We start from the raw sequence: 25,399 nt of genomic DNA, 5'->3' as shown, positions 1-25,399 counted from the left end.
TGCGAAGCACCGGCGCCCGCGCCGGCGCCGCCCCCGGAGTGACCCCGCCCACGTCCAGCCCGTCCGAGGGGGTGTTCTCATGAGGGTCATCGACACCGCCCCGCTCGGCGTCGCAGGCAGCAGCCAACCGACCGTCCTGCGCATCTACGGAGACATCGACCTCTACACCAGCGCGACCCTGCGCGAAGAACTGCTCAGCGCGCTGCACTACAGCAACAGCCTGCTCGTCCTCGACCTGTCGGAGGTGACGTTCTGCGACGCCGCCGGTCTCGCCGTGCTGGTCGACGTCCAGCAGCGCGCCCGGCCGATGGGCATCACGCTCGCGCTGGCCGAGCCCCGCCCGTTCATGGTGCGGCTGCTGCGCATCACCGGCCTCGACCGGGCGCTGCCGACGATGAGCCGCGTCCCGCCGAGCGCCGCCTGACCCCGCCCTCTGTCAGCGGGCGCCCACCGTGATCACGCCCGCCCTGTGCAGGCTGGTGAGCAACGTCCAGTCGTCGGCCGGGTCGAGCCAAACCTGCAACTCTTGCGGTCCCGACGGCCGCGGCAACGTCCCCTCAGGCCGGTAGAAGGACGTCACCAGGACGAGCGGCACGGGCGCCGTCCACTCCTCGGGGCCGGCGGCTCGTGCCGTCCGCCCAGCAGCACCGCACGTTCGCTCTCATCGCATTCGCCCAGCCGCCCCACCGCGAGCCGCGCCTGCAACCGGGCCTGCGCGTCCAGCGCGAGGCGGAGCCGCGCCGCCGCGCGCTCGGCGCCCTCGCCCATCTCGCCGTAGCCGGGGATGAGCATCCCGACCAGCTGGGCCGGCTCGTCCGCGTAACCCCGCAGCGCGCCGTCGGCGTGGATCATCTCGTAGCGGTACGGCCGGCCGTCCGCCTTGCGCGGCGCGGGCGGCGGATCCTGCGCGGCGGGGACGTTCCGCACGATCACGGCCATGGGCGCACTCCTCCGGATGCGGGTCCGGTCATGGTTCCATCCGGTACGGGCTCCAGCGCGTGATCGCGTACAGGGCGGTGAGCTGCTCCTTGTCGGATGCCCGCCAGAACAGCTCGTCCATCAGCAGGCGGAAGGAGAGACTGCCGGCCTCGGTGAGGTCCGGTGCGGAGCCGAGGCGGCGCAGCGCTGCGTGGCTACCCGCAGGCTCCCGCCGGCCCGCGTTGGGCGACAGGCCCAGGGCCGCGGTGCGGAAGGCCGCCTCGACCAGGGCGAGCGACACCTTCACCTGCGCCTGGATGATGGCGGGGTCGAGCGAGCCGTCCCACATGCGGAACTCGACGTGGTCCCGCCTGGATCCGTTCACGGCCGACAGGTTCAGCGCCGCGTGGTGCTCGTGCGTACTGCGTACCAGCTCGATCGAGTCGTATCCCTCGGCCGGCGGCGTGCTCGGAATGCAGTACCCCAGCCCTCGATGGTCCTCATGCTCAGGGTTGTGGCCGAGCCGGTAGAGCGTGTCGCCGTGGTGGTCGGCGTACTCGGCCACGCTGACGAAGTTCGCCACGAGGTGATCGTAGTCTCCGGCGCTCACGTGCACGTGCCCGCCGGTCTCGCCGGTCGCCAGGCCACCGTGAGCGCGGATGATCTCGCAGGCGCGGCGGAGGTTCTCCCACGTCTCGGGCTCGTCGTACAGGATCGGCGAGACCAGCTCGCCCGACACGGTGCTGTCCTCCTCCAGCCGCCACAGGCCGCGCCCGCCGTTCCGGCCGGTCCGGTAGCCGGTCTCGGCCGAGGTGTGGTACGCATGCACGTCGGCGTCGCCGGTAAGACCGGCCTTGTGCAGTTCCTCCGCGATGGCCGTCAGCGATTCCCCGGGCGGCAGGACGAACTCGATCTCCACGCCGAACCCGCGCCCGCCGTCCCTGGCGCCCAGGCCCGCGGTGGCGTCCTCGTACATGTACGGGATCACCGGCTCGCCGCTCTCCGCACGCCGCGCCGCCGCCTCGTAGGCCCGCAGGTAGGCGGGGAAGTCGTGGGTGAACGACACCTCGGGAGCCCGCGGCAGGCGCTGCCACGCCTGGACGCGGGCCTGCAACGACTCGAGGTACAGCTCGTCCATCCCCGGATCGGGCGACCACCACAGGGTGGAGCCCGGCCGCAGGAAACGGCGCAGCCGGGAGCCGCCGCGCAGCTTCTTGCGCGCCTGTTCGTACTCGGCCGCCGCGGCCTTCCTGGCCTCCCTGACGGCGGAAGGCGACAGATCGTGCAGGCCCGGAGCGATCGTGCGCGGGTCGCGCAGGCCAGGAGTGGTCACGCTTGAGTCGTGCGGGCCGGTGGCGGTGGCGTGCGGGTCGTGCGGGCCGGGCTCCGTCGCGCTTGGGTCGTGCGGGCCGGGCTCCGTCGCGCGCGGGTCCGTCGCGGTGGGCGGCTGCAGGCGTCGCAGCGCGTCGATCACCTGCTCGCGATCGACCGGGCCGAACACATCGAACCCGTTCCGCACCGCCTCGGCCCCGCGCGCCATCAGCTCGCCCACGTCGTAGCCGTACCCGGCGCGGTCGGCCAGCCGCCGCAGCGGCTGGAACGTCCAGATCGGCCGCGCCGGCTCAGGACCCGCGAGCTCCGCCAGCCTGGCGAGCACCCGCACCGCGTCGTCGTCCGACGGCGTCAGGCCGTGCTCGACGGTGAGCCGCAGGCCGTTCCACAGGTAGGGGTCGTGCGCCTTGTGCGCGATCAGCACGTCGGCCAGCTCGCGGGGGTTCGCCGCGCCCGCCGGGTCCGCGCCGTGCTCCTGCGCGTCCCTGGCCAGGCGGAACACGTGCGCGACGGAACCCGCCAGGCCGACCTCGTGGGCCAGCGTCTCCATCGGCAGCGGGGCGGACGGCCGGGCGGTGGCCCGTTGCGGGAGAATCCTGATCATGGCGCCGAGCAGCCGGATGCCGGCGTCGTCGAGACCGCGCAGCCCGTACGTCTCCTGACCGCGCAGGCCCTCCCACCACGTCGGGTCCTCCTGGTAGAAGCGGCGCAACGCGTCGTGGAACGCCTGCGGCCCGTCCGCCCGCGGCGGCAGGTGGCCCTGGTCGTACGCCTCCCGCACGACCGGGAGCAGCTCGGTGATGTTGCGGAGGCCGTAGGCGAGCAGCACGGGCGTGATGAACGCCTTGTAGGTGTTCCTGTCGTCCGGGGTCACCATGATCTCCGCCAGGACCCCGGCCGCGCGGGCCTGCTCCGGGGTTCTGACGGAGAACGCGGCGTCGTACCGGTAGCCGAGCCAGCGGTGATGATCGGCCGGGTAGGCGCGGTCGAGCACGTCGATGAGCTCGAACCTGTCGCGTGCCGCCTCGGGCTTCAGGCCCTGGCGTTGGGCGTCTTGGTAGAGCTCGATGAGGGGGGTGATGGCCAGGCGGGTGCCGAAGAACCTGTCCGCCAGGTCCTGTATGGCCGTCTTCGGATCTCCGTCTGCGACGATTTCGCGCAGCGTGCCCAGGACGGCCGCCGAGGTGTCGTCTTGGTTCGCCACGAAGAGCGACCGCATGAGCCGCCGCCCGCTCTCGACCAGGGCCGGGTCGGCGGCGGTGGGGTGCGCGGCTGCCGGTTGCGCCGCCTCCGATCGCGGCGCCGCCGACTGTGGCCCTTCCGGTGACGGGGCTGCCGGCTGTGGCCCTTCCGGTGATGGGGCTGCCGGCTGTGGCGTCTCCCCTTGCGATGCTTCCGGCTCTCCCGGGGCGAGGGCCGGGGTTGTGGGGTTCGGCCCTTCCCGTTCCGGAGCTTCCGACTGCGGCGCGACCGACTGCGGTGCTGCCGAGTCCGCTGTGGTGGGGGCCAGGGTGCTTTGCGGCTCGGAGGCGTCGTCGGTCTCGCCGCTGAGCAGCCGCTCGATATGGGAGAAATCTTCGCTGGTGCCGACCTGGCTGCCGGAGTGCTGGTCGGGACCGACCTGACCCTCGGCGTCGGGGCGGACACCGGGGTCGGGCTGCATGCCGGGGTCACGGCGGTCGGCGGGATTGGGCTGTGCGCCGGGCTCGGGGCGGTTGCCGGGGCCGGGGCGGCCGTCGGTGTCGGGTTGAGCGCCGCGGTCGGGGTCGGGCTGGGCGCCGGGCGTCCAGCGGTGGACGATCGCCGCCGCTTCGGCGAAGGTGCGCGGGTGTGGCGCGGCTATCGGCGAGTACCCCTCGCTGAGCGCCGTGTCCCAGACCTCGCCGGGCGACGCGGACGCGTGGTGCCGAGCCGGACCGTCCGCAGCCTGGTCAGGCTCGGCGGTTACGGGAACGGCGGATGCGTGGCCCTGCGCAGGACCGTCCGCTGCCTCTTCGGGCTCGGAGGCGGCCTGGTCGGCGGCGCCCGTACCCGCTGGTTCACTCTGGCGGGCCTCGTCCGAAGCCCGGCGCGCATCGGCCGGCCTGTGCCTGCCGGGAGTCTCTGGGCGGAGACTGTACGGTGCCTGCACTGCCTGACCGGTGGCCTGGCCTTCGTCGAGCGGCCCCTGGGCGGGCGGGGTGGTGGAGTGAGGGCCGGTGAGCGGCTGCGGCCGGCCTGGCGGGAGCGGGCCGGCAGGCTCGCCCGCCGTCACCGTCGTGTTCGGGCTGGTCGTGTGCCCCGTCGGGGCGTCGGTCGTGGCGACGGTCGGTCTGCCCTCGGCGGTCGAACCCCCGGTTGCGGTGCTGGGCGGTGTGCTGCCGGTGTGCGGCGCGGGCGTCGTGCTTGCGTGCGGCTCCGGAGAGGTCCTCGGCTGGCGGGGTTCGGGCCCCGGCTGCTGCGGCTCGGGGCTGCCGGGCTGCGGCTGGTTGTGCAGGTTGGCTTGAGGCGAGGGGCCGGGGCTCGCCGAACCCTGGCCGGCGAAGTCTGGACCGGCAGAACCCTGGCCGGTGAAGCCCTGACCGGTAGAACCCTGGCCGGTAGAACCTTGAGCGGTGGGACCTTGAGCGGTGGGGCCTTGACTGGTGGGGCCTTGGCCGGTGGTGGGTGGGGGAGTGGCGGCGATGCCGGGTGCGGGCGGGCGGCCGGAGCCGGTTCCAGAGGTTCGGTCAGGAGTCTGGTCCGGGTTCGGGTGGCCGAGGCCGGGGGCGGACGGCTGGCTCGGGGTGTGACGGCGCGGCGAGGAGTCGGCGTTGGGCAGATCGGCGCCCACGCGGAGGGTCGCGCTGGACGAGCCCGCCGTGGACGTACGGGAGGTCGCGCCGGACGACGACCCCACCGTGGACGTCATGTTGGAGGAGCCACCCGTGGACGTCGTGCTGGACGGACCCACGGTGGCCGGCACCGTGGCCAGGTCCGGAGTGCGGACGTTCACCGTGGCGTGGGACGGGTTGGCGTCAGGGCCGGTCGGCGCGCCGGTCGAGGCTGCGGTGGTTCCGGTCGCGGCGGCCCAGGCGGCGGCGTGGGCGGCGTCGGTCCGGTTGGCGGCGGCGTACGCGGAGGCCAGCGTGGTCACCGGGTCCGCCAGAGCCAGGGCCACATCCGGGCTGAACGGGCTGATCGTCCCGGTACGCCCCACACCACCCATGAAGGCGCCCACCATGGACTCGGCGGTGAACGGGTTCGACCACTGCCCGTACACCAGCCCGTTGCCCACGAAGCCGCCGACCGGCGACGCGATCACGTTCGTCGCACCCGTCGTCAGCGCCCGCCCGGCGAACCCCGGCATCACCTGAGTGACCCGCGAGAGCGGCCCCGCCACCACCGAGCCCGCCGCCGCACCGGTCCCGCCACTCAGCCCGGCAACGGCCAGCTGCTGCCAGTCGAAGCCGTTCCTGGTGCCCATCTGGTTCTGCTGGAGCTGGGCGACGAATTCGATGAAGAACTCCTCACCGACCTCCTCCACCAGCTCCCTGCCGAACGGCGAGGCCAGCAGCCGCAGCACCAGAGCCTTCCCGGTCGGGCCGCTCAACGCCGCCACCTTCGCCAGGTGGGCCGCAGTGACCTTCTGCCCGGCAGCGGCCACCAGCTTGGCCAGGATGCGGCTGATCGCCGCGCGTGCCGCCGCCGCGTACGGACCGATCAACGGCGTCGAGACGCCCGCGCTGAAGAACGCCGCCAGCAGCGTGATCGCGATCGCGGTCACCGTCACCCAGAAGGCCACGTTGATCGTCAGCTTCGAGTACTGCGTCTGCACCGCGAAGTTGCTGGCCTGCACCGCGTATGCGCGCGCGTTGTTGCCGACCCCCGAGATGCCGCCCTTGTTGCCGTACAGCTCACGCGCCCGGCCCGCGAACGTCGCGGTCGCCGGCGTCGCCCACCCCGACACGATCGTCCGCACCGCCAGGCCCGCCGGCTCGGCAGACGACATAGAGCCGTCCGACAGCGCCGCGTAACGGCGCGCCAGCTCCGACAGCCCGGCCTCGCTGGCCTCCGGCCACTTCTGACCGGCCGACAACATCGGAATCAGCCAGTGATTCACCCAATCCGGCAGCGACTCGCTCTCCCAAGCAGGCTGAACGTCGCTGTCGATCCGGACGATCTGGTCCCCGGCGAAGTACCCGCCAGGGGTCTGGATGTTCGGGCCCCCCGAGTGCGCCGCCATGAACCGCCGTTCAGACTTCCCGCGTCATTCGGGTCAGGCCGTGCCGGATGTCGGCGTCCGTCTGCAACGTGCTGTCGATCGCGGCGCGCAACCGGTCAGCGGCGTCCAGCGTTTCCCCCGTTCGCCGTGGCAGGCTCCGGCCGGCCTCCTCGCCGGTCGCGGGCCGGGCCGACATCCGCCGCTCCATCACCGGTTCGGCGATGGCGCCCTGCCGCTCCTCCGTCACCGGCACCTCCCATGTCCTGCACAAGCCGGGCCATCACGATCTTGCGCCGCCGTCCGACCATGAACCTCGAACGAATCGGCGTCTCGGCACTTCGGAAACTTCTATCACTCGGACCACAAAAAACGCTGGGAGAATGCCCCGAAATGGGGGTTTTGCCCCGTAACTCTGCCGAATTGTGACGCTGTTCCCCGAGCGTCGTGCGGTGAGCCCGCCCGCATCGGAGCGCCGCGTATGGTGCCGTCACGCTGATGGCCGCCGCCGGCGCGGCCGGCTCGCCGCGCCGGGCGGCCGTGGAAGGCTCGATGGCCCTGCCCGCCGCAACGGGCCCGGTCGGCACATTCGGTGATCTACGTTGTAAAGGCCGGGGCGCTCAACCTCGCGTCACCAGGATGCCGTCGTCGTCGGAGAACAGCTCGGCCCCTGGCCGGAAGCTGGCGCCGCCGTCCACCACCAGCACGCGCCCCTCACCGGGCTCCGACAGCACGGACTTGAGCAGGGCGTTGTCCTCGTGGCAGCGCACGGTCACGATCCGGCCGGAGAAGGCGCGGCGCCCGCCGGATGGCGCGGCCGGCGAGGGTCAGTGGTAGGTGCCGTGGCGGCCGAGGGTGGTGACGGGGGTGGCGCCGGGGCGGGTCCACTGCGCGGTGGGGCGGCTGGTGGGGCCCCACGTGGAGTTCCCGTCGGCGTCCGTGCGCCAGTACCAGCAGGCGTGCCGCCCCTCGGGCCAGCCGTCGGGCTTGTCCTCCCAGGTCTCGCCGCGCCCGTACGGCGTCATGTCGAGCAGCGCCATGGTCGGGTTGGCCGGTTCGGTGCCGCGGCCGGTCGTGGAGTAGGTGAGAAAGGTGCGGTCGCCGTCGCGCAGGTAGCTGGTGAGGTAGCCCATCGGCCCGCCGGCAGGGCCTTCGATGTCGCGCACGGAGTACCAGGGCTGGGTGTAGCCCATGAACGCGACGTACTCGGCGACCTCGTCCCACGCGCCGGTGGTCACGATGGCGAAGGAGACGCCGCGCGCGTTGAGGTAGACGGCGTCCCGCAGGTGCCAGGCCGTGGTGGTGCAGCCCTCGCACTGGCCCTGCGGCGGCGCGCCGTCGTACCACATGTGCTTGTAGACGATGAGCTCGTCGCGCCCCTGGAACAGCTCGATGAACGGGACCGGGCCGTCGGGCCCGGTCACCTCCACGGAACCGTCGAACTCCACCATCGGCAGCCTGCGGCGGGCGGCGGCGATGGCGTCGCCCTCGCGGGTGTGGGCCTTCTCGCGGAGCAACAGCTCGTCGCGGGCGGCCTGCCAGGTGGCCAGATCGACGATGGGCGGGCGGCCGGTGCCGCCGGGCGTGGTGGTCACGGTGTCCTCCGGTATGTGTGTCCAGGTAGGAGCCTCCTACCCGCACCTGGACAGACCAGAGACCCGCGGGAAACTCATCGGAGCCCGGACCGGCTACTGCAGCCCCGACCGCACGGACGTGATGCGCTGGGTGTTGAAGCCGAGCCAGTGCATGCGCCCGACGTAGCGGGCGTGCTCGACCTTCAGGCACCTGTCCATGATCACGGGCAGGCCGGCGTCCTCGGCGATCCGCGCGCCCTCCTCGTTGATCACCCCGAACTGGCACCACAGCGCCCCCGCCTTGACCTCCACGGCCTCGCGGGCGATGCCGGGCAGGGCGTCGGGCGCGCGGAAGACGTCGACGAGGTCGATCGGCACCGGCACGTCGGACAGGCTCGGGTAGCTGGTCTCGCCGAGGATCTCCTTCTCGCGCGGGTTGACCGGGATGACCTGGTAGCCGTGGCGCTTGAGGTAGTAGCCGACGAAGTTGCTGGGCCGCAGCTCGTTGCCGGACAGGCCGACGATCGCGATCGTGCGGGTGGCGTGCAGCACCCGCTGGATCGTCAGCGGGTCCTGGTAGCGCGCGAGGTCGGTCATGCCGTCTCCTCCTTGCCGATCGTCGCGGCGACGCGGGCGAAGCCCTGCTCGAGGTCCCAGATGAGGTCGGCGACCGACTCGGTGCCGACCGACAGCCGCACCGTGCCGGGACCGACGCCGGCGGCGGTCAGCTCGTCGTCGCTGAGCTGGCGGTGAGTCGTGCTCGCGGGGTGGATGACCAGGCTCTTGGCGTCGCCCACGTTGGCGAGGTGGGACCAGAGCGTCAGGCCGCTGATGAGGCCCTGCCCGCCGGCCCGGCCGCCCGCGCAGTCGAAGGAGAACACCGCGCCCGCGCCGCGCGGCAGGTATTTGTCGACCAGCGGCTTGTACGGGCTGCTCGGCAGGCCCGGGTAGGTGACCTTGGAGGCCAGCTCGTGCCCGTCGAGGAACTCGGCGACCGCGAGCGCGTTCTCGACGTGCCGCTCCATCCGCAGCGACAGCGTCTCCAGGCCCTGCAGGAACAGGAAGGCGTTGAACGGCGACATCGCCGCGCCCAGGTCGCGCAGCGTCTCGGCGCGCAGCTTCATCAGGTAGCCGTACATGCCGAACGTCTCGTGGAAGCGCAGCCCGTGGTAGGCGGGTGACGGGTCGGCGACCACCGGGAAGCGGCCGTTGGACCAGTCGAACGTGCCGGCCTCGACGACCACGCCGCCGATGCTGGTGCCGTGGCCGCCGATGAACTTGGTCGCCGAGTGGACCACGATGTCGGCGCCCCACTCGATCGGCCGGCACAGGTACGGCGTGGCGAACGTGTTGTCCACGATCAGCGGCAGCTCGTGCTCGTGGGCGATGCCGGCCACGGTCTCGATGTCGAGCACGTTGCCCGCCGGGTTGCCGATCGTCTCGGCGAAGAACGCCTTGGTGTTGGGGCGCACCGCCGTGCGCCAGGCGTCGGGGTCGTCGGGATCGACCCAGCTCAGCTCGACGTTCATCTTGCGCAGCAGGTGCTTGAGCTGGTTGACGGTGCCGCCGTACAGGGCCGATGAGGACACCACGTGGTCGCCGGGCTGCAGCAGCGTGAACAGGGCGGCCGCCTGGGCGGCGATGCCGCTGGCGAAGGCCACCGCGCCGCTGCCGCCCTCCAGGTTGGCCACCCGCTCCTCCAGCACGGCGACCGTCGGGTTCATGATCCGGGAGTAGGTGTTGCCGTACTCCTGGAGGTTGAAGTACGCCGCGGCGGACTCGGGGTCCTCGAAGACGTAGCTGGTGGTCTGGAAAATCGGTACGGCACGCGCTCCGGTGTTGGGATCGGGCCGCTGCCCGGCGTGCAGCTGCCGGGTCTCGAACCCGAACGCGCGGGCCTGCTCTTGACGGGGGTGTTGCTCGGTCACCAGGGCCTCTTCCTCGACGTTCACCCGGCCCCGCCACGGGCAAGGAACCGGCGGATGATGGGCGTCTGTCGCGCTTCTTCCAGCAGGAAGCAATCGTGGCCGTACGGCGCGTCGATCACTTCGAACTCTACCGGTTTGCCCAGGGAGCGCAGCGCCTGCTCGATGTCCTGGGACGCCGACGGCGGGTAGAGCCAGTCGGAGCTGAAGGCGATCAGCAGCGTCCGCGCGCGCACGTGCTCCAGCGCGCGTTCGAGTGAGCCGCCGCCGTGCTGGCGCGCGAGGTCGAAGTACGTCAGCGCGCGCGAGATGTACAGGTAGGTGTTGGCGTCGAAGCGCTTGACGAAGGAGTCGGCCTGGTGGCGGAGGTAGCTCTCCACCTCGAACTCGGGCTCGGTGATCGTGTAGCGCAGGTCGTCGGAGAACTGCAGCCGCCGGCCGAACTTGTTCTCAAGCGCGGGCCCCGACAGGTAGGTGATGTGGCCGACCATGCGTCCGACGCCCATGCCGGCGTCGGGGGCGCGGCCGGTGCCGTAGTAGTGGCCGCCCTGCCAGGCCGGGTCGCGCATGATCGACTCGCGGGCGATCGCGTTCCATGCGACGCCCTGCGGGTGCAGCGCGTGGGTGCTGGCGATGACCACGATGGAGTCGACCTGGTCGGGATAGCTGACCGCCCATTCGAGCGCCTGCATGCCGCCGAGCGAGCCGCCGGCCACCGCGGCGAGCCGCTCGATGCCGAGCGCGTCGAGGAAGGCCCGCTGGGTGCGGACCATGTCGCCGACCGTGATGACGGGGAAGCCGGAGCCGTACGGGCGGCCGGTGGCCGGGTCGATGGAGGACGGGCCCGTGGTGCCGCGGCAGCCGCCGAGCAGGTTGGTGGAGACCACGAAGTAGCGGTCGGTGTCGAACGCCTTGCCGGGGCCGATCATGCCGTCCCACCAGCCGAGTGCCTTGGCGCTCGCGCCGTCGCGCTCCTCGGCGCCGAACCCGTCGCGGGTGCCCGCCTCGGGCGGCGCCTTGGCGATGCCGGCCGCGTGGGCGTCGCCGCTGAGCGCGTGGCAGACGAGGATGACGTTGTCGCGCTCGGGGGAGAGCGTTCCATAGGTCTCGTAGGCCACCCGCACGGGGTGCAGCTGTGTGCCGCAGTCGAGCCGTACGGGGTCCGGCAGGTCGAGATAGTGCGTCTCGACGACGCCCACGGAGCCGGCCTGGCCGGTCGCGGGCGTCCTTGCTGGCTGCGACATGACGCTTATGCTAGCCGCCACGCCAGGTATATGGTCAAATACCTACCGGAAAACCGGGAACTGCTGGAAGGGCGAAGGTATGACCACGGTCAGCAACGGTGTCAACGTGCAGGCACTCCTTGAGGCGCGCGACGCGTTGAAGGGCGCGCCCGAGGCCGCCCAGTTCGTCTGGAAGGCCACCTCGAAGTGGCAGAACGGCGTGCACAGCACGATCACCGTGAAGGAGTTCTACGGTCTCGGCGAGGAGCGCGCCCACCGTAAGGAGTCCGTCTTCGACGCCGACCACCCCGAGGTCTTCGCGGCCGAGGACAACGGCATCACCCCGATCGAGTACCTGCTCGTCGGCCTGGCGAGCTGCCTGACGGCCGGCGTCGCCTCCGTGGCGCAGAACCGCGGCATCCAGCTCCGCTCGGTCGAGGCCAAGCTCGAAGGCACCCACGACATCCGCGGCATCCTCGGTGCCGACAGCGACGTGCGCAACGGCTTCAACGACATCAAGGTGACGTTCAACATCGACGCCGACGCCTCCCGCGAGGACATCGAGGCCCTGGTCGCCCAGTCGCAGAAGCGCTCGGCCGTGTTCGACGCCCTCACCAACCCGACGAACGTCACCGTCGAAGTCGCCTGAGGAGCCGGCCATCATCGAACGGGTCACGACGGTCGTCATCGGCGCGGGGCACGCCGGCCTCGCCGCCTCCTGCTTCCTAGGCGCGCGCTCGATCGATCACGTGGTCATAGAGCGCGGCGAGGTCGCCAACTCCTGGCGGCGCGAGCGATGGGACTCTTTCCGGCTGCTCACTCCCAACTGGCAGAGCCGCCTGCCGGGCCTGGCCTACGACGGGCCCGACCCCGACGGCTACATGACCACGAAGGAAGTGACGCAGTTCATCGAGCGCTTCGCCGCGCTTGCCGGAGCGCCCGTGCGCACCGGGACGACCGTCACGTCCGTACGTCGCTCCGGCGACGGCTACCACGTGACCACGGACCGCGGGGAGATCGCCTGCCGCACGGTGGTGATCGCCAGCGGTGCCTGCAACCTGCCGTCGGTGCCGTCCTTCAGCGAGGCGGTGCCGGCGGGGGTGCGTCAGATCACCCCGTACGAGTACCGCGAGCCCGGCCGGCTGCCCGACGGGGGCGTGCTCGTCGTGGGCGCCTCGGCGACCGGCGTGCAGCTGGCCGCCGAGGTCCGCGCCTCCGGCAGGCCGGTGACGCTCTCGGTGGGCGAGCACGTCCGGCTGCCCCGCACCTACCGCGGGCGCGACGTGCTGTGGTGGATGGACGCCTCCGGCGTATGGGACCAGCGCTACGACGAGCTCGACGACCTGACCAGGGCGCGGCGGCTGCCGTCGCCGCAGCTCGTGGGCACGCCCGAGCGGGCCACGCTCGACCTCAACGCGCTCACCGACATGGGCGTCGAACTCGTGGGTCGCTGGGCCGCGGTACGCGATGGCAAGGCGCTGTTCTCCGGCGGCCTGCGCAACGTGTTCTCGCTCGCCGACCTGAAGATGAACCGGCTGCTCGGCACGTTCGACGAATGGGCGCGCGAGAGCGGCCGCGACGGCGAGGTGGGGCCGGTCGAGCGGTTCGAGCCGACCCGGGTGCCCGCGTCGGCTCGCTGGCAGATCGACCTCGGCAGCGGCGAGTTCAGCACGATCATCTGGGCGACCGGTTTCCGGCCGGACTACCGGTGGCTCGACGTGCCGGTGCTCGACGAGAAGGGTCACCTGCGTCACGACGGCGGGGTGGTGGACAGTCCGGGGATGTACGCGCTCGGCCTGCCGGTGCTGCGGCGGCGCAGGTCCACGTTCATCAACGGGATCGAGGACGACGCCCGCGAGGTGATCGCCCATCTCGCCGACCACCTGGCCGGACGGCTGTGACGGAGGCGCCTCGTGATGGGGCGCCCCGTGACGGGGCCGTGACGGGGCCGGGCGGCCGTGACGGGGCCGTGACGGGGCCGGGCGGCCGTGACGGGGCCGACCGTGGGGTCTGTGCCCGTGCGTCGGGGACGTCCACCCTCACACCCGCTATATCCCGATTTTTACCCATTGCCACCTATATGGGTGATCTGTAAATAATGCGGGATGGCAGAACGTGATCTACGGACCGGCGACCTCGAGCTCGACCGGGTCATGGCGGAGTTCCGGGCGAACTCCCGCGAGTTCTCCGACGTCATGGCCCAGGTCGGCGAGGTCACCGGCGAGGCGGCGAGTCGTGACGGCAAGGTCCGCGTGCGCGTCACCGCGACGGGCCAGCTGACCGGCCTGCACATCGACCCGCGCGCGATGCGGATGGGCTCGCAGGAGCTGGCCGACGTGATCCTGGACGCGTCGCGGCGGGCGACGGAGGACGCGGCCCGCCGCCTCATGGAGGTGACCCGCCCCTACCTGTGACCCGCCGGCACCGGTGACGCGGGACCCGCGCCGACGAGCGCGGCCCGCGCCCGGTGGCGAAGGTCCCGCACCCGGGTGGCGTAGGCCCGCGACCCGGGCAGTGCAGGACCCGCGCCCGGCGATGAGGCCGGCGTCCCGGCGTCGAAGGTGCGGCAGGCCGGCGCGTCACAGGCGCGGGATGAGGCTGCGGGTGCCGTGCACGATGAACTTCTGGTACATGTCCTCCTTGGTCAGCCCGTGCTCGGTGCCCGGCAGCGGGTTGTCGCCGTGCTGGACGTCCAGCGTCATCGAGTACGCGGTCGAGGCCGTCAGGCGGGGCAGGAAGTTGCCGGTGTTGAGCGTCACGCCGTTCGGCAGCTCCACGTTGGTGGCCACGGCGCGCAGCCCGGGCACCTTGGCCATCAGCGCGGCGCCGCCGTCCACCACCCCGTCGAAGACCATGTTGGCCACGAAGTTCTCGCGGAACGTCCGGAGGTTGTGGTCGAGCGACTGCACCTCGTTGCCCGACATGTCGGTCTTGATGCCGCCCAGCTTGTTGATGCCCAGGGGCAGCAGCACCTCGCCCGAGGCGTAGAGGGCGCTGTCGGCCACCCAGTACGCGAACGCCGGCAGCAACATGGTGACGAACCGCTTCGCCGTGAACATGAGCAGCAGCGCCTGCCGCTTCATGATCGCCTGGAACAGCTTCCAGGTGACCACCTGGTAGCCGATGGTGTACATCATGTCCACCGTGAGGATGTAGCACAGCACCCTGAGCGCGTGGTTGACCTTCTCGATGACGTCGGCATAGGCGCGGCAGGCGTTGGCGGCCCGGCGGTACTTGAGCGAGACCGCCATGACGGCCGGACCGAAGTCCTCGTTCCAGAACCTCGTGAACTCCTCGACGGCGGGGCCGCCGTTCGCACTCCACACCTTGGCGGCCTCTTCGCTCGCCGCGCGGAACTGCTTGTCGATGGCGTCGGCGATCTCGTCGAGGATGTCGGCGGCCTCACTGATCTTCTGGGGGTCGCCCTCCAGGTAGGAGATGCCGAACAGGAACTCGGGCGCCAGGATGCCGGCGGCGCCGGCGCCCGCCATGCCGCCGAGGGCGACCTTGGTCGCGAGCCCGATGGGCACGTGCCGCTCCTCAGTCTCGCTCGACGGGGGTGGACGGCACGGGGATCTCATCGTCGCCGCGGTGGGCGAACTCGATGAGGTTCTTCAGGTACGCGTTCTTGTCGATCATGCTGGCCCACTCGGCCGCCTTGACGTTCGTGCTCATCGCCACGACGCCCTGCCCGATCGCCTTGTACGACTCCGCCAGGTTGCGCAGCGCCTGGTCCAGGTCCTCCAGGGCGTTGTCGAATCCGGGGTGGCCCTCCGTGCCGTGGCGGAAGATGCGCGCGGCCTCGTCACTGTCGGGGTTGCCGAAATAGGGGAGCAGCGGCTCGAGGTCCCCCCGGGTCCGGCTCACGGCCATGGCGAACTCGATCGCTCCGTCGTGGATCTCCAGCCCGCTGTTGCGCATGACCAAGTGATCGATTCTCACGTGACTCCTCCCGCGTGACGCCTGGGTGGCCAGTCTCTGCACCGTTCATTTCGACCAGATGACCATTCGGTTGCCGTTGCGTAGGCGAAGGTGCGAACGGGACGAATGATGATATTTCCGGTGTGCGCTTGGGGGCGGTAAGCCGGGGCGCCGCCACCGCTCGCCTTGCCGCACTGCCGCTCGGCGGGACCGGTACGGGCGAAGGCGGCGCGCGGACACCACCCAGACGTCAGGCGGTGGGGTCGACGATCACCTTGCCCACCGCGCCCATCTGGACGGCGTCCTGGGCCGCGCCCGTCTCGGACAGCGGGAAGCGGTGGATGGGCAGGCCGTGCTCCTCGCCCGCGCCGAACGCGCCGTCCCGCAGCGCCGCGGTGACGTCGTCCGCCGCGGCGGCCATCCGCGCGAAGTCGGTGAAGAGGATCAGGAACTGGTAGCGGACGTCGAGCCGGAGGTTGCTGAGGATGTCCAGCTCGATCGTGGGCCGGTCGTCGGCGTAGACCGCGATCGTGGCGCCGTTCTTGATGACCGCGAGGTCGAGGTCCTTGTTGTGGGCGATGGCGACCTCGACGACGATGTCCACGCCCTCGGGGGCCGCCGCGCGGATCCCGGCCACCGGGTCGCCCTCGCGGTAGTTGACCACGTGGTGCGCGCCGGCAGCCGTGGCCAGCGCCGCCTTCCCGGGGCCGCTGACCGTGCTGATCACGGTGGCCCCGGCCCAGCGGGCGAGCTGGATCGCGGCGTTCCCGACGGCGCCCGCGCCGCCCGCCACCAGCACGGTGCGGCCGTCCAGTGCCTTCGGGGCCAGGCGGCGCGGCCCGTTCTCGGCGACGGTGAGCGCCCGGTGCGCGGTGAGCGCGGGCACTCCCAGCGCCGCGCCCAGCTCGTACGAGGCGTCGTCCGGCAGCGGCCGCACCTTGGAGACGGGCAGCACGGTGTACTCCTGCGCGGTCCCGGTGAGGTGGCCGAAGCTCGCCGCCATCACCCACACCCGGTCGCCGGGCGCGAACGTCTCGACATCGGGGCCGACCGCGTCGATCACGCCGGCGCCGTCGTGGTGCGGGATGACCTCGGGGTACTGCATCGGCCAGCCGGGCGTGGAGCGCGACCGCCAGTCGGTGGGGTTGACGCCGGAGGTGAGCACGCGTACCCGGACCTCGCCGGGCCCCGGCTCGGGCACGTCGCGCTCGATGAGCTTCAGCACGGACGGGTCGCCGATCTCGCGGTACAGGATGGCTCTCATCTGTCTCTCCTCGGGGATGTGGCGGGTCAGGAGCCCGCAGGGTCGATGGGGAAGTTGTCGCGGAACAGGCCGGTCGGGTCCCAGCGGCGCTTGAGCTCCCGCAGCCGTCGCAGGTGGCCGGGCGGGAAGGCGCGGGCCAGGGCCTGCGGTCCGGTGTCGGTCTCGAAGCTCAGGTACGCGCCGCCGAATGTGGCGGCCCGGCCGCCGCCGTCCTCCGCGCGGGCCTCGGCGACGCGTTCGCGGATCTCGGGGGCGATCTCGCGGGCGAACCGGCGCAGCTCGTCCGGATCGTCACTGGCGACGATGAACACGCGCACCCCGTCTTCGACGGCGAGCCTGGCGAGGTCCTCGGCCTTGTCGGCGGGGGTGACGTTGAGCAGGCGGGTGATGGCGCGCGGGTCGCGGCCCGCCCGGGTGGCGGCCTCGCCGATGACGCGGTTGCCGCGGGCGAGGCCGCCCGGCTCGAGCCGGGGCAGGCTGGGCAGCCACCCGTCGCCCTTGCGGCCGACGACGCGCTGCAGGCGCGGCTTGAACGCGCCCAGCCAGATGGGGATGTCGTGCGCTTGCGGCCGGTCGGCGATGGGTGTGACGAAGCTGCCGGAGCGCAGCTCGTGACCGTAGTCGGGCATGGCTCAAGGCTTGCCGACGCCCGCGAGACCGCACAAACGCCCGGTAACCGACTTACGCAAAGTAAGTACGCAGATTTCTGGGAACCGACTTACGCTGGGTAAGTGACCATCCCGAGAACGTACGCGCCGCGCACCCTGTGGGACCACAGCGACGAGGCCGAGTGCCGCCGCGCCGGTCGCGCGATCGAGGTCGTCGGGCAGCGCTGGGCCCCCGGCGTGCTGCTCGCGCTGGCCAGGGGCGCCGAGCGGTTCACCGAGATCGCCGCGTCGGTCGACGGCATCTCCGCGCGCATGCTCACCGTCCGGCTCAAGCAGCTCGAAACCGCCAAGCTGGTCGAGCGCACGGTCATCCCCACGACCCCGGTCTCGGTGCGCTACCGGCTCACGCCGCGCGGCACCGACCTGCTCGCCGCGATCCGCCCCATCGCGGACTACCTCCAGCGGTGGCCGGACGTCGGCACGGACCCACCGGAGTAAGGGCACGGACTCACCGGAGTAAGGGCGTGGACTGGCCGGGGTGAGGGCGTGGACTGGCCGGGGTGAGGGCACGGACCCACCGGAGTGAGGGCCGGTCACGCCCGGCCCTCACGGGCGAACGGGTCAGATCATCTGGCTCTTGTAGAAGATGCTGGCCAGCCGGGCCCCCGCCACGCCCGAGGCGAGGCCCAGGCACAGGCGCGGCTGACCGCTCGCGATCTGGATGCCCATGCCCTCGGGCTCGCGGAAGTCCAGCGACCGGCCGGCCTCGGTGCGGGCCCGCTGCACCTGGGCGCCGGTGCGCAGGTCGAGGCAGGTGATGTAGGTGTTGCCCGGCGGGGGATTGTCGTCGCTGTAGGCGGTGCCGGTCAGGAAGTAGACGAAGTTGCCGTACGCGGCGTACCCCTGGAAGGTGCCGAGCCCGGACGGCTGGGCGATGTGGAAGATCGGCTCGTAACTGCCCGCCTTGACGTCCGCCAGGTTGTAGGCCGCGAAATGGAAGGTGCTGCCGTCGTAGTAGCGCATGACCAGCCGGTTGGTCGACGGGTCGATCGTGCAGGTGACGTTGCGCACGCCGGGGATCGGCGTGTGCTTGGTGAGCGCCGACGACGACGTGGTGAGCGTCTGCCCGTTGACGAACTTGAACCGCGCCAGCCTGGTGCCGCGCGAGCTGTCGCCGTCGCTGACGCCGTCGGTCTCCGTCCACATGTACGCGCTCGAGCCCGACGGCTCGACGCCGAACTGCACGCCGTGGCCGAAGCCCATGAGGTACATGTGACCGAGGATCGAGCCGGACAGGCTGAGCTTGGTCAGGCAGAGGTCACCGGCCGCGTTGGAGCCGGAGCCGTTCTTCACCTGGAGCGTGTAGATGTGGCCGTTGCGGTTGTCGAAGGCGAAGGACTGCATGACGGTCTCGTCATACAGCGGCTTCTTCCAGATGAGCGAGGTCGATGGGGCGGTGAGCTGGAATCGGCCTTCGGCGGCCGCGGCGGGCTCGGCCGCCAGCGCGGCGGCGGCCGCCGCTCCTGCGCCGATGGTGAACAGGTGCCTGCGGGAAACGTTTACAGGAAGCATGCGTGGCGGTCACCTTCCTCAACAGCCCAGGCTGGGCGCGCACTTGGGGGTAAGGCGCGCCGTCAGGTTAACACCGGGGTGTCAGGTAGGCGAGGGTCTTGTGTTACTGCCGTAACATCACCGACATAATCCGCCGTACCGGGTGATCCGGATCTGCTCTTTGCCTGGTGGCTGGCGTGTCATCGTCCGCATAGATGCCGATCGCGGCGATCATGCTTGCTGTGTTGAGCAGGAGATCCTTCCTGGCGGCCGGGCTCACCTCGGGCCTGCCGTCCCTGGTGCCGTCGGCCGGCTTCGGCGAGCCGTTCACGCTCGGCATCGCCAGCGGCGACCCCGATCCCGGCGGGTTCGTGCTGTGGACCAGGCTCGCGCCGGAGCCGCTGGCCGAGGACGGGTTCGGCGGCATGCCGGACACGCCGGTGCCGGTCGACTGGCAGGTCTTCGCCGACCCGGCGGGCAAGCGCGTCGTCCGCAGCGGCACCCACCTCGCCGTACGCGAATGGGTCCACAGCGTGCACGTCACCGTGACGGGCCTGCGGCCCGGCCGGCCGTACTGGTACCGCTTCAAGGCCGGCCCGTACGTCTCGCCCATCGGCCGGGCGCTCACCGCGCCCGCGCCCGGCACGACCGGCACCCCGCTGCGCATGGCCGTCTGCTCCTGCGCCAACTACCAGCACGGCTACTTCACCGCGTACGCGGCGCTCGCCGCGGAGCGTCCCGACCTCGTGGTGAACCTCGGCGACTACATCTACGAGCAGGGCAGCGACCACCTGCTCGGCCCCGGCGGCAACGTCCGCGACCACGGCGGCCCCGAGGCCATGACGCTCACCGACTACCGGCGCCGCCACGCCCTCTACAAGACCGACCCCGACCTGCGGGCCGCCCACGCCGCCGCCCCGTGGGTGGCCGTCATGGACGACCACGAGGTGCTCAACAACTGGACCAACCTCATCCCCGCCGTACGCCGCGCGGCCGCCTTCCGCGCCTACTACGAGCACATGCCGCTCCGGCCCGCCGCCCGCCCCGGCGGCACCGCCATGCAGCTCTACCGCCGCCTGCGCTGGGGCGGCCTGGCCACCCTGCACGTGCTCGACACCCGCCAGTACCGCGACCCGCACCTGTGCGGCGCCGGCTTCCACGACTGCCCGGCGCCCGACGGGCCCAGCAGGACAATGCTCGGCCTGGACCAGGAGCAGTGGCTGCTGGACGGCTTCCACCGCTCGCGCGCCCGCTGGGACCTGGTCTGCCAGCAGATCTTCTTCGGCCAGCGCGACCGCGACCCCGGACCGGGCCGCCTGGTGCGCCAGGACGCCTGGGACGGCTACACCGCCGCCCGGATGCGCGTCAGCGAGGGCTGGCTGCAGGCGGGCGCTCGCAACGTCGCCGTGCTGACCGGGGACGTCCACGCGCACTGGGCGGGCGACATCGTGCTCGACTACGACGACCCGGCATCGCGCCCGATCGGCGCCGAGCTCGCCGTCACCTCCATCACCAGCGGTGGCGACGGCCGCGACATCGACCCGGCCACCGATGCGCTGCTGAACGGGAACCCGCACCTGAAGCTCCACCTGAGCCACCGCGGCTACCTCATGGTGGACGTCACCATGACCACGCTGACCGCCGCCTTCAAGATCGTGCGCTACGTCAGCCGTCCCGGCGCGACCGCCGAGACCGCGGCCACGCTCGCCCTGCAGGACCGCGTCCCCGGCCTGGTCACGGCTCTGGCGTGAGGAGCACCTCGACGGTGCGGCGCGCGTTCATCGCCCGCCGGTTGGCCGGCACCGCGCACAGCCCGGCCGCGCCGTCGCCGGCGACCACCACGGTCGTGCCCGGCTCCACGGCGGCGGCCACGCGGCGGCCACCGCGTCCGGAACGTTGGCCCGTTCCAGGGGGTTCGCGGACGCGCGCATGACGATGGGTCTGCCGCTAAGATCACCCGCTATTGCCTTCTGCGAGGAGTGAGTGATCGTATGGACCGCCGCCGTTTCCTGGCATTGGCCGGTGCCGCCGCAGGCGCGGGCATCGCCGCGCCCGCCTACGCCGCGAGCTACCCCTGCTATGACAGCGGCGTACCGGAGGAGATGCACGGCAAGCTCGCCGAGCTGGCCCCGTACGGCATCACGGCGCTGGCCTTCACGCCGTCCGGCGGCTGGGTGATCGTCACCAAGGACGGCCGCTACTTCGCCCGCGGCATCCCCGACGCGTGCTTCGCCGAGCTCGGCTCGCTGGTGAAGGCCGGTCGGCAGATCACCTGCGTGGCCTTCCCGCCCGAGGGCGGCGACCGCTGGGTGATCACCACGGACAAGGGCGTGTCGGCGCGCGGCCTGCCCGAAGAGTGCCGCCAGCGCATCGACGCGTACTACGACGCGGGGCAGCAGGTCGTGTGCGTCGCCTTCCCACCGGCCGGTGGCGACCGCTGGGTCGTCCTCGCCTCCAACGGCTTCTACGCGCGCGGCGTCGACGACGAGTGCTACCAGATGATGCGCAACCTGACGCAGGGCGGCCGCCGCATCACGCACGTCGCCTTCCCCAAGGCCAAGGGCTGGGTGGTCGTCGCGCAGGACACCTACTTCGCCCGCGGCATCCCCGACGCCTGCTTCTCCCGCATGGGCACCCTCTACAACGGCGGCTGGCAGACGCACTCGCTGGCCTTCAGCCCGTCCGGCGGCTGGGCGCTCAGCACGCGCGGCAAGATGCCGTCCCTGCCCGCCGACAAGGTGCGCAAGGTCGAGAACTCCGTGGGCGGCGGCACCATCTGGCAGCGGATGAACGCCTACAAGACGCCCGGCGTGGCGGTCGCGGTGGTCACCGGCAACAAGATCGCCTGGTCCACCGGCTACGGCTGGCTGGAGGCCGGCAGCGGCGCGGCGGCGCACCCCGAGACCGCGTTCCAGGCCGCCTCCATCAGCAAGGCGGTCGCCACGGTCGGCGTGCTGCGCCTGCTGCAGACCCGCAAGATCGCCCTCGATGCGGACGTCCGCCCCCTCCTCGGCTGGACGCTCGGCCGCCGCTCCTGCCTCACCTCGAACGCCGTGCCCACCATCGACCGGCTGCTGACCCACCGCGCCGGCGTCATCGGCCGCGGCTCCACCTCGCCGGCCGGCGTCTGCTCCGGCTTCGACGCGGGCGGCGGCGGCTTCGCCGGCTACGGCCCGAGCGCCGCCGTGCCGACGCTGCTGCAGGTCATGAACGGCGAGGGCAACTCGCCGAAGATCGAGCTGACCACGGCGCCCGGAGCCGAGTACCACTACTCGGGCGCCGGGTTCGTCCTGCTGCAGCGCATGGTGGAGCAGCAGACCGGGCGGCCCTTCGCCGCGTACATGGCCGACGAGGTGTTCGCGCCGCTCGGCATGACGTCCAGCTCGTACGCCCTGTCGCCCGGCTTCGAGCTGGCCGCCGGCCACACCTCGACCGGCGCGGTCATCCCCGGCAAGCGCAACCGCTACCCCGAGTCGGCCGCCGCCGGCCTCTACACCACGGTCCTCGACCTGTGCCGCCTCATCTCCTACCTCAACCGCGCCTACACCGCGTCGGGTGACATCGACGGCCCGCTGACCAGGGCCTCGGTGCACACCATGCTCACCAAGGGCCCGCAGCCCACCATGGGCCGCGGCGTGTTCCTCGCAGGCGCCGGCACCGACCGCTTCTCGTACCGGCACGACGGCTCCAACTACGGCTTCAGGTCGCTGTTCGAGGGCTTCCCGAAGCTGGGCGCCGGGTATGCGGTGCTGGCGAACGGCAGCGACACGGCGCTGGTGACGGAGATCGGCGCGGCCATCAAGAAGGTGTACGGCTGGGGCTGACCGTCGCGGCCGAGCCCGGCCCGGCCGCCGCCCCGCGCGCGGCCCTGAAGGTGTCCGGACGCCGACCGGCTACAGGGGTCCCAAGACGTGCATCACCGATGATCACCGACTGGTCACAGAATGTCAGCATGATTACCCTCAGTCACGGGCATAACGCTCACCGTCCCGCCAAGGGGCTACCTAGTCGGACATATGGGGGAATCGGAGGCGTCGGCGATGCGGAACGGCGGCACCATACTCATCAGCACCTGCGCGGCGGTGCTGCTCGGCACCGCCGCCTGCGCACCGGCCGGTGACTCCGGCCCGCCGCCGGAGAAGCCGCGCCGGGCCCCGCTCCCGCCGCCCGCGCTGTCGATCACCCCGGCCCACGGCGCGAAGCGGGTGCCGCCGGACACCGGGATCGGCCTCAAGGTCACCGGCGGCGAGATCACCTCGGTGTCCGTCACCGACGCCAAAGGCCGCGAGGTGCCCGGCCGCCTGGCCGCCGACGGGACGTGGCGTCCGGCGTGGCCGTTCAAGCCGTCGTCCGCCTACACCGTACGGGCCCAGGCCGCCGCGCCCGACGGCGGGAAGACGGTCACCGAGCGGGCCGCGTTCACCACGCTGAAGCCGAAGCGCGTGCTCGAGACCGGCATGTCGCCGCTCGAGGGCGAGAAGGTCGGCGTCGGCATGCCCATCCAGCTCCTGCTGTCGAAGCCGGTCACCACGCAGAAGGACCGCGCGGCCGTCGAGCGGTCGCTCACGGTCCACATGTCCAAACCGGTCGAGGGCGCGTGGAGCTGGGTGAGCGATCGGGAGGTGCAGTACCGGCCCCGTACGTACTGGCCGGTCGGGGAGAAGGTCACCGTGGTCGCCCACATGGCCGGGCTGCGGATCGGGCGCGACGTGTGGGGCGCCAAGGATCGTACCGTGCACTTCACCGTCGGGCCCCGCCACATCACCACGATCAACAACAAGACCCACAGGGCGGTCGTCCGCAGCAACGGCAAGGTCGTCAAGACCATCCCGGTCAGCCTGGGCAAGCCCGGCTACGAGAGCTACTCCGGCACCATGATCGCCCAGGAGAAGGCGCCGGACTTCCTCATGGACTCCGCGACCATCGGCATCCCGGGCGAGTACCTGCACCGCACCAAGTGGAACGTCCGGCTCACCTACAGCGGCATGTTCTTCCACGCCGCGCCCTGGTCGGTCGGCGACCAGGGCCGCCGCAACGTCAGCCACGGCTGCGTCAACGCCAGCACCGCCAACGCCCACTGGTTCTACAACTTCACCCAGCGCGGCGACATCATCAAGATCACGGGTACCTCGCGCAAGCTGCGCTTCGGCAACGGCCCGACGCCCTGGACCAAGACGTGGGAGGAGTGGCTGGCCGGCAGCGCGCTCAAGACCTCGACCGACACCTCACCCGGCGGGACCTCGACCGACGCCTGACCCACCAGGCCCTTAACGGACGCCTGACCCGCTGGGGCTTCGAGGGGCGCCTTGACCTGCTGGGACGTCGATGGACGCCTGACCTTTTGGATGGAGTAACCCGATGAACCTTGCCGCAAGAACGATGACCACCGGACTCGCCGCCCTGGCCTGCCTGTTCGCCTCGGCCCCGGCTCCGGCGTGGAGCGCCGCGCCCGAGGGCAACGCCCCGATGTGCGTGGCCGTCTGGCAGACCACAGGCCGGTTCACCAAGACCGGTTTCGCCCGCAACGACTGCAAGACCCGCCTGCGCCTGAAGATCATGTGGGGACGCGGGATGGACGGCGACTGCCAGACCGTCGATCCCGGTAAGACCATCTCCTCACAGGTCTTCAGAGGCGTCCGCTCCTTCGACGGCGCGAACACCTGCTGACCCGACGTCGACCCGACACGACCGGATCCTGGCCGGCGGTGGGGCCGCGCTGAGTGGTGGCCGGCTTCAGGTTGGCGGTGGCGGGTCACGCTGTGGCGGTCGGCTTCTGGCCGGCGGTGACAGGCCGGGCTGAGAGGCGGTCGGCTGCAGGCGGCAGGTGGCGGGCCGCCGCTCAGGGGCGGCCCGCCACCACCGTGGGCCGCCGCTCAGGGCGGCACGCCGCCGCCGTGCGGGACGCTACCCGCGAGCCTCGTGCAGGATGTCCTCCAGGCGCTGCTCGACCGCGGCCAGCCGGTCGGCGAGCGGACGGCTGTGCAGCAGGTCGGCGAGCTGGTCGGCCTCCACCTGGTCGAGCTCCAGGGTGACCGCCGGGGTGTCGGGGTTCTGCCGGTCGTACAGGATGATCGTGCGCTGCCCGCCGGCGCTGACGATGACGGCGAGGTGGTCGCCTCGCCGGGTGTCGCAGTGATGGACGGTGCCATTGCCTGGGACGTGGGTGTGCGTGATGTTCACCGGTGGGTGTCTCCTTCCGTGAGGGGCACTGCTGCCGCGGGGGCGGGGTCGGGACGGCGCGGGACCTCCGCTCGCCGGACGCGGGCGATCAGCTCGCCCCGGAGCGGGACCTGGACGTCGGTGACGGAGAGCAGGGTGACGCGTACGCCCCACCGCCGCGCCGCCCGGCTGACCCGCTCCGCGAGGTCGGGTCCGGCGTGCGTGACCAGGCCGGGAAGGTCGGCCAGGTCCCGACGGCCGACCTCCCTGCGCAGCTCCGCCTCGGCGGCGATCGTGGTGGCGGTCAGCGGGCCGTCGGCAGCGCTCGCGTACCGTACGGGGTCCTCGACGGCCGCCACGGCGGTCGCCCTGACCTGCACGGTCACGCCGTCGCGGGTGACCAGCTCCTTGGCGAACAGGTCCAGGTAGGTCAGGCGCAGCGACACCCGTACCGCGCGCTCCATGAGCGGCCACACGACGACGAGCCCGGGACCGCGCACCCCGGCCGCGCGCCCGAGCCGGTGCACCACGAGCCGCTCGTCCTCCCCGACCACGCGCAGCGTCCGGGCGGCGAGCGCGGCGAGCGGCAGCAGGGCCACGAACAGCCACATCAGCGGCTCCGCCACCGTGAACGCCTGATAGAGGGAGGTCGTCCGGTCGTTCGTCATACCCTCACCCCCTCACCGTTCGTTCCGTTTGCCGGGAATCGGGTTCGCCTGGTTACCAGCTTGGTCGGCGCCTGAT

Annotated in this window: 27 protein-coding genes and 1 pseudogene; 11 read left to right on the top strand and 17 right to left on the bottom strand. The window is 71.8% G+C overall.

Translation table 11 applies throughout. The features are described 5' to 3' along the window. Positions 1–79: 79 nt before the first annotated feature. Complete coding sequence (locus tag ACFMQL_RS39095) at positions 80–424, top strand: STAS domain-containing protein (RefSeq protein WP_364067956.1); 345 nt, start codon at positions 80–82, stop codon at positions 422–424. 12 nt (positions 425–436) lie between these two features. On the opposite strand, the gene ACFMQL_RS39090 is transcribed toward ACFMQL_RS39095, so the two are convergent. Genes ACFMQL_RS39090 through ACFMQL_RS39080 form a run of 3 tightly spaced genes read right to left on the bottom strand, consistent with a single transcriptional unit; the run spans position 437 to position 1,894 of the window. Continuing rightward, entirely contained in the window at positions 437–595 is a 159-nt protein-coding gene (locus ACFMQL_RS39090; RefSeq protein WP_378789820.1) for a hypothetical protein, read from the bottom strand. Beyond that, positions 577–939 carry a hypothetical protein gene (locus ACFMQL_RS39085; RefSeq protein ID WP_378789818.1) on the bottom strand — a complete coding sequence of 121 codons (363 nt, stop codon included), beginning with the start codon at positions 937–939 and terminating at the stop codon, positions 577–579. The genes ACFMQL_RS39090 and ACFMQL_RS39085 overlap by 19 nt, the downstream gene beginning before the upstream one ends. 28 nt (positions 940–967) lie before the next feature. Further along, positions 968–1,894: an amidoligase family protein gene (locus ACFMQL_RS39080; RefSeq protein ID WP_378790262.1), complete on the bottom strand. Its 927-nt coding sequence runs from the start codon at positions 1,892–1,894 to the stop codon at positions 968–970. 3,148 nt (positions 1,895–5,042) lie between these two features. On the opposite strand from ACFMQL_RS39080, the gene ACFMQL_RS39075 reads away from it, so the two are divergent. Together ACFMQL_RS39075 and ACFMQL_RS39070 are read left to right on the top strand one after the other, a co-directional pair. Then, positions 5,043–5,585, top strand: a complete 543-nt coding sequence (locus ACFMQL_RS39075; RefSeq protein WP_378789816.1) for a hypothetical protein — start codon at positions 5,043–5,045, stop codon at positions 5,583–5,585. After that, positions 5,586–6,245, top strand: coding sequence for a hypothetical protein (locus ACFMQL_RS39070; protein WP_378789814.1), 660 nt, complete (start codon positions 5,586–5,588; stop codon positions 6,243–6,245). Between the two features lie 219 nt (positions 6,246–6,464). Here the strand turns inward: ACFMQL_RS39070 and ACFMQL_RS39065 are convergent, their stop codons facing one another. The 6 genes and pseudogenes from ACFMQL_RS39065 to ACFMQL_RS39040 form a co-directional block, all read right to left on the bottom strand. Continuing rightward, positions 6,465–6,680: a hypothetical protein gene (locus ACFMQL_RS39065; protein ID WP_364067953.1), complete on the bottom strand. Its 216-nt coding sequence runs from the start codon at positions 6,678–6,680 to the stop codon at positions 6,465–6,467. 424 nt (positions 6,681–7,104) lie between these two features. Next, positions 7,105–7,236 (bottom strand): annotated as a pseudogene (locus ACFMQL_RS39060) (S-adenosylmethionine--2-demethylmenaquinone methyltransferase); the annotation flags it as partial. Between the two features lie 21 nt (positions 7,237–7,257). Continuing rightward, a complete protein-coding gene (locus ACFMQL_RS39055) occupies positions 7,258–8,025 on the bottom strand; it encodes a DUF899 family protein (RefSeq protein WP_364067952.1) in 768 nt (255 codons plus the stop codon). Positions 8,026–8,118: 93 nt separating this feature from the next. After that, positions 8,119–8,601 carry a CoA-binding protein gene (locus ACFMQL_RS39050; RefSeq protein ID WP_364067951.1) on the bottom strand — a complete coding sequence of 161 codons (483 nt, stop codon included), beginning with the start codon at positions 8,599–8,601 and terminating at the stop codon, positions 8,119–8,121. Beyond that, the gene (locus ACFMQL_RS39045) at positions 8,598–9,956 is read right to left on the bottom strand and encodes an O-acetylhomoserine aminocarboxypropyltransferase/cysteine synthase family protein (protein ID WP_378789812.1); all 1,359 of its coding nucleotides are present in this window, start codon (positions 9,954–9,956) and stop codon (positions 8,598–8,600) included. The genes ACFMQL_RS39050 and ACFMQL_RS39045 overlap by 4 nt, the downstream gene beginning before the upstream one ends. Next, positions 9,953–11,173, bottom strand: coding sequence for a homoserine O-acetyltransferase (locus tag ACFMQL_RS39040; RefSeq protein WP_364067949.1), 1,221 nt, complete (start codon positions 11,171–11,173; stop codon positions 9,953–9,955). The genes ACFMQL_RS39045 and ACFMQL_RS39040 overlap by 4 nt, the downstream gene beginning before the upstream one ends. Before the next feature lie 79 nt (positions 11,174–11,252). On the opposite strand from ACFMQL_RS39040, the gene ACFMQL_RS39035 reads away from it, so the two are divergent. The 3 genes from ACFMQL_RS39035 to ACFMQL_RS39025 all read left to right on the top strand — a co-directional run bounded on the left by ACFMQL_RS39035 (position 11,253) and on the right by ACFMQL_RS39025 (position 13,566). Beyond that, positions 11,253–11,801: an OsmC family protein gene (locus ACFMQL_RS39035; RefSeq protein ID WP_364067948.1), complete on the top strand. Its 549-nt coding sequence runs from the start codon at positions 11,253–11,255 to the stop codon at positions 11,799–11,801. Positions 11,802–11,811: 10 nt separating this feature from the next. Next, entirely contained in the window at positions 11,812–13,053 is a 1,242-nt protein-coding gene (locus tag ACFMQL_RS39030; protein WP_378790261.1) for an FAD-dependent oxidoreductase, read from the top strand. A 204-nt stretch (positions 13,054–13,257) separates the two neighbouring features. Then, on the top strand, positions 13,258–13,566 hold the full coding sequence (locus ACFMQL_RS39025; RefSeq protein WP_364067947.1) for a YbaB/EbfC family nucleoid-associated protein: 309 nt from the start codon (positions 13,258–13,260) through the stop codon (positions 13,564–13,566). A gap of 165 nt (positions 13,567–13,731) precedes the next feature. Here the strand turns inward: ACFMQL_RS39025 and ACFMQL_RS39020 are convergent, their stop codons facing one another. The 4 genes from ACFMQL_RS39020 to ACFMQL_RS39005 all read right to left on the bottom strand — a co-directional run bounded on the left by ACFMQL_RS39020 (position 13,732) and on the right by ACFMQL_RS39005 (position 16,966). Continuing rightward, entirely contained in the window at positions 13,732–14,682 is a 951-nt protein-coding gene (locus ACFMQL_RS39020; RefSeq protein ID WP_364067946.1) for a hypothetical protein, read from the bottom strand. 10 nt (positions 14,683–14,692) lie between these two features. Further along, positions 14,693–15,094: a hypothetical protein gene (locus ACFMQL_RS39015; RefSeq protein ID WP_364067945.1), complete on the bottom strand. Its 402-nt coding sequence runs from the start codon at positions 15,092–15,094 to the stop codon at positions 14,693–14,695. A gap of 229 nt (positions 15,095–15,323) precedes the next feature. Then, positions 15,324–16,337 carry an NADPH:quinone reductase gene (locus ACFMQL_RS39010; protein WP_364067943.1) on the bottom strand — a complete coding sequence of 338 codons (1,014 nt, stop codon included), beginning with the start codon at positions 16,335–16,337 and terminating at the stop codon, positions 15,324–15,326. Between the two features lie 26 nt (positions 16,338–16,363). After that, the gene (locus tag ACFMQL_RS39005; protein ID WP_378789808.1) at positions 16,364–16,966 is read right to left on the bottom strand and encodes an LLM class flavin-dependent oxidoreductase; all 603 of its coding nucleotides are present in this window, start codon (positions 16,964–16,966) and stop codon (positions 16,364–16,366) included. Between the two features lie 102 nt (positions 16,967–17,068). Between ACFMQL_RS39005 and ACFMQL_RS39000 the strand changes: the two genes are divergently transcribed. After that, positions 17,069–17,443 (top strand): helix-turn-helix domain-containing protein, encoded by a 375-nt coding sequence (locus tag ACFMQL_RS39000; RefSeq protein ID WP_364067939.1) that lies wholly within the window; start codon positions 17,069–17,071, stop codon positions 17,441–17,443. Positions 17,444–17,566: 123 nt separating this feature from the next. Here ACFMQL_RS39000 and ACFMQL_RS38995 read toward each other — a convergent pair whose 3' ends face one another. Then, complete coding sequence (locus ACFMQL_RS38995; RefSeq protein ID WP_364067937.1) at positions 17,567–18,517, bottom strand: teichoic acid biosynthesis protein C; 951 nt, start codon at positions 18,515–18,517, stop codon at positions 17,567–17,569. Positions 18,518–18,738: 221 nt separating this feature from the next. On the opposite strand from ACFMQL_RS38995, the gene ACFMQL_RS38990 reads away from it, so the two are divergent. Next, on the top strand, positions 18,739–20,247 hold the full coding sequence (locus ACFMQL_RS38990; protein ID WP_378789806.1) for an alkaline phosphatase D family protein: 1,509 nt from the start codon (positions 18,739–18,741) through the stop codon (positions 20,245–20,247). Here the strand turns inward: ACFMQL_RS38990 and ACFMQL_RS38985 are convergent. Next, on the bottom strand, positions 20,231–20,368 hold the full coding sequence (locus ACFMQL_RS38985) for a hypothetical protein (protein ID WP_364067933.1): 138 nt from the start codon (positions 20,366–20,368) through the stop codon (positions 20,231–20,233). The genes ACFMQL_RS38990 and ACFMQL_RS38985 overlap by 17 nt on opposite strands. Before the next feature lie 119 nt (positions 20,369–20,487). Between ACFMQL_RS38985 and ACFMQL_RS38980 the strand changes: the two genes are divergently transcribed. The 3 genes from ACFMQL_RS38980 to ACFMQL_RS38970 all read left to right on the top strand — a co-directional run bounded on the left by ACFMQL_RS38980 (position 20,488) and on the right by ACFMQL_RS38970 (position 24,163). Beyond that, the gene (locus ACFMQL_RS38980) at positions 20,488–22,320 is read left to right on the top strand and encodes a serine hydrolase domain-containing protein (RefSeq protein WP_378789804.1); all 1,833 of its coding nucleotides are present in this window, start codon (positions 20,488–20,490) and stop codon (positions 22,318–22,320) included. Between the two features lie 192 nt (positions 22,321–22,512). Next, positions 22,513–23,751: an Ig-like domain-containing protein gene (locus ACFMQL_RS38975; RefSeq protein WP_364067929.1), complete on the top strand. Its 1,239-nt coding sequence runs from the start codon at positions 22,513–22,515 to the stop codon at positions 23,749–23,751. A gap of 103 nt (positions 23,752–23,854) precedes the next feature. Beyond that, complete coding sequence (locus ACFMQL_RS38970) at positions 23,855–24,163, top strand: hypothetical protein (RefSeq protein WP_364067927.1); 309 nt, start codon at positions 23,855–23,857, stop codon at positions 24,161–24,163. A 237-nt stretch (positions 24,164–24,400) separates the two neighbouring features. On the opposite strand, the gene ACFMQL_RS38965 is transcribed toward ACFMQL_RS38970, so the two are convergent. After that, complete coding sequence (locus ACFMQL_RS38965) at positions 24,401–24,676, bottom strand: hypothetical protein (RefSeq protein WP_364067925.1); 276 nt, start codon at positions 24,674–24,676, stop codon at positions 24,401–24,403. After that, complete coding sequence (locus ACFMQL_RS38960; protein WP_364067923.1) at positions 24,673–25,323, bottom strand: SPFH domain-containing protein; 651 nt, start codon at positions 25,321–25,323, stop codon at positions 24,673–24,675. The genes ACFMQL_RS38965 and ACFMQL_RS38960 overlap by 4 nt, the downstream gene beginning before the upstream one ends. Between the last annotated feature and the right edge of the window lie 76 nt (positions 25,324–25,399).

The sequence above is a fragment of the Nonomuraea fastidiosa genome (assembly GCF_042751225.1).
Lineage (GTDB): Bacteria > Actinomycetota > Actinomycetes > Streptosporangiales > Streptosporangiaceae > Nonomuraea > Nonomuraea fastidiosa.
This window is presented reverse-complemented; position numbering and strand designations above follow the sequence as displayed.

Bases quoted from the DNA above. Each gene is read 5' to 3' on its own strand.
- ACFMQL_RS39095 (WP_364067956.1), top strand. From the start codon at position 80: ATGAGGGTCATCGACACCGCCCCGCTCGGCGTCGCAGGCAGCAGCCAA.
- ACFMQL_RS39085 (WP_378789818.1), bottom strand. From the start codon at position 939: ATGGCCGTGATCGTGCGGAACGTCCCCGCCGCGCAGGATCCGCCGCCC.
- ACFMQL_RS39080 (WP_378790262.1), bottom strand. From the start codon at position 1,894: ATGTACGAGGACGCCACCGCGGGCCTGGGCGCCAGGGACGGCGGGCGC.
- ACFMQL_RS39050 (WP_364067951.1), bottom strand. From the start codon at position 8,601: ATGACCGACCTCGCGCGCTACCAGGACCCGCTGACGATCCAGCGGGTG.
- ACFMQL_RS39040 (WP_364067949.1), bottom strand. From the start codon at position 11,173: ATGTCGCAGCCAGCAAGGACGCCCGCGACCGGCCAGGCCGGCTCCGTG.
- ACFMQL_RS39035 (WP_364067948.1), top strand. From the start codon at position 11,253: ATGACCACGGTCAGCAACGGTGTCAACGTGCAGGCACTCCTTGAGGCG.
- ACFMQL_RS39025 (WP_364067947.1), top strand. From the start codon at position 13,258: ATGGCAGAACGTGATCTACGGACCGGCGACCTCGAGCTCGACCGGGTC.
- ACFMQL_RS39010 (WP_364067943.1), bottom strand. From the start codon at position 16,337: ATGAGAGCCATCCTGTACCGCGAGATCGGCGACCCGTCCGTGCTGAAG.
- ACFMQL_RS39005 (WP_378789808.1), bottom strand. From the start codon at position 16,966: ATGCCCGACTACGGTCACGAGCTGCGCTCCGGCAGCTTCGTCACACCC.
- ACFMQL_RS38995 (WP_364067937.1), bottom strand. From the start codon at position 18,517: ATGCTTCCTGTAAACGTTTCCCGCAGGCACCTGTTCACCATCGGCGCA.
- ACFMQL_RS38980 (WP_378789804.1), top strand. From the start codon at position 20,488: ATGGACCGCCGCCGTTTCCTGGCATTGGCCGGTGCCGCCGCAGGCGCG.
- ACFMQL_RS38975 (WP_364067929.1), top strand. From the start codon at position 22,513: ATGGGGGAATCGGAGGCGTCGGCGATGCGGAACGGCGGCACCATACTC.
- ACFMQL_RS38970 (WP_364067927.1), top strand. From the start codon at position 23,855: ATGAACCTTGCCGCAAGAACGATGACCACCGGACTCGCCGCCCTGGCC.
- ACFMQL_RS38960 (WP_364067923.1), bottom strand. From the start codon at position 25,323: ATGACGAACGACCGGACGACCTCCCTCTATCAGGCGTTCACGGTGGCG.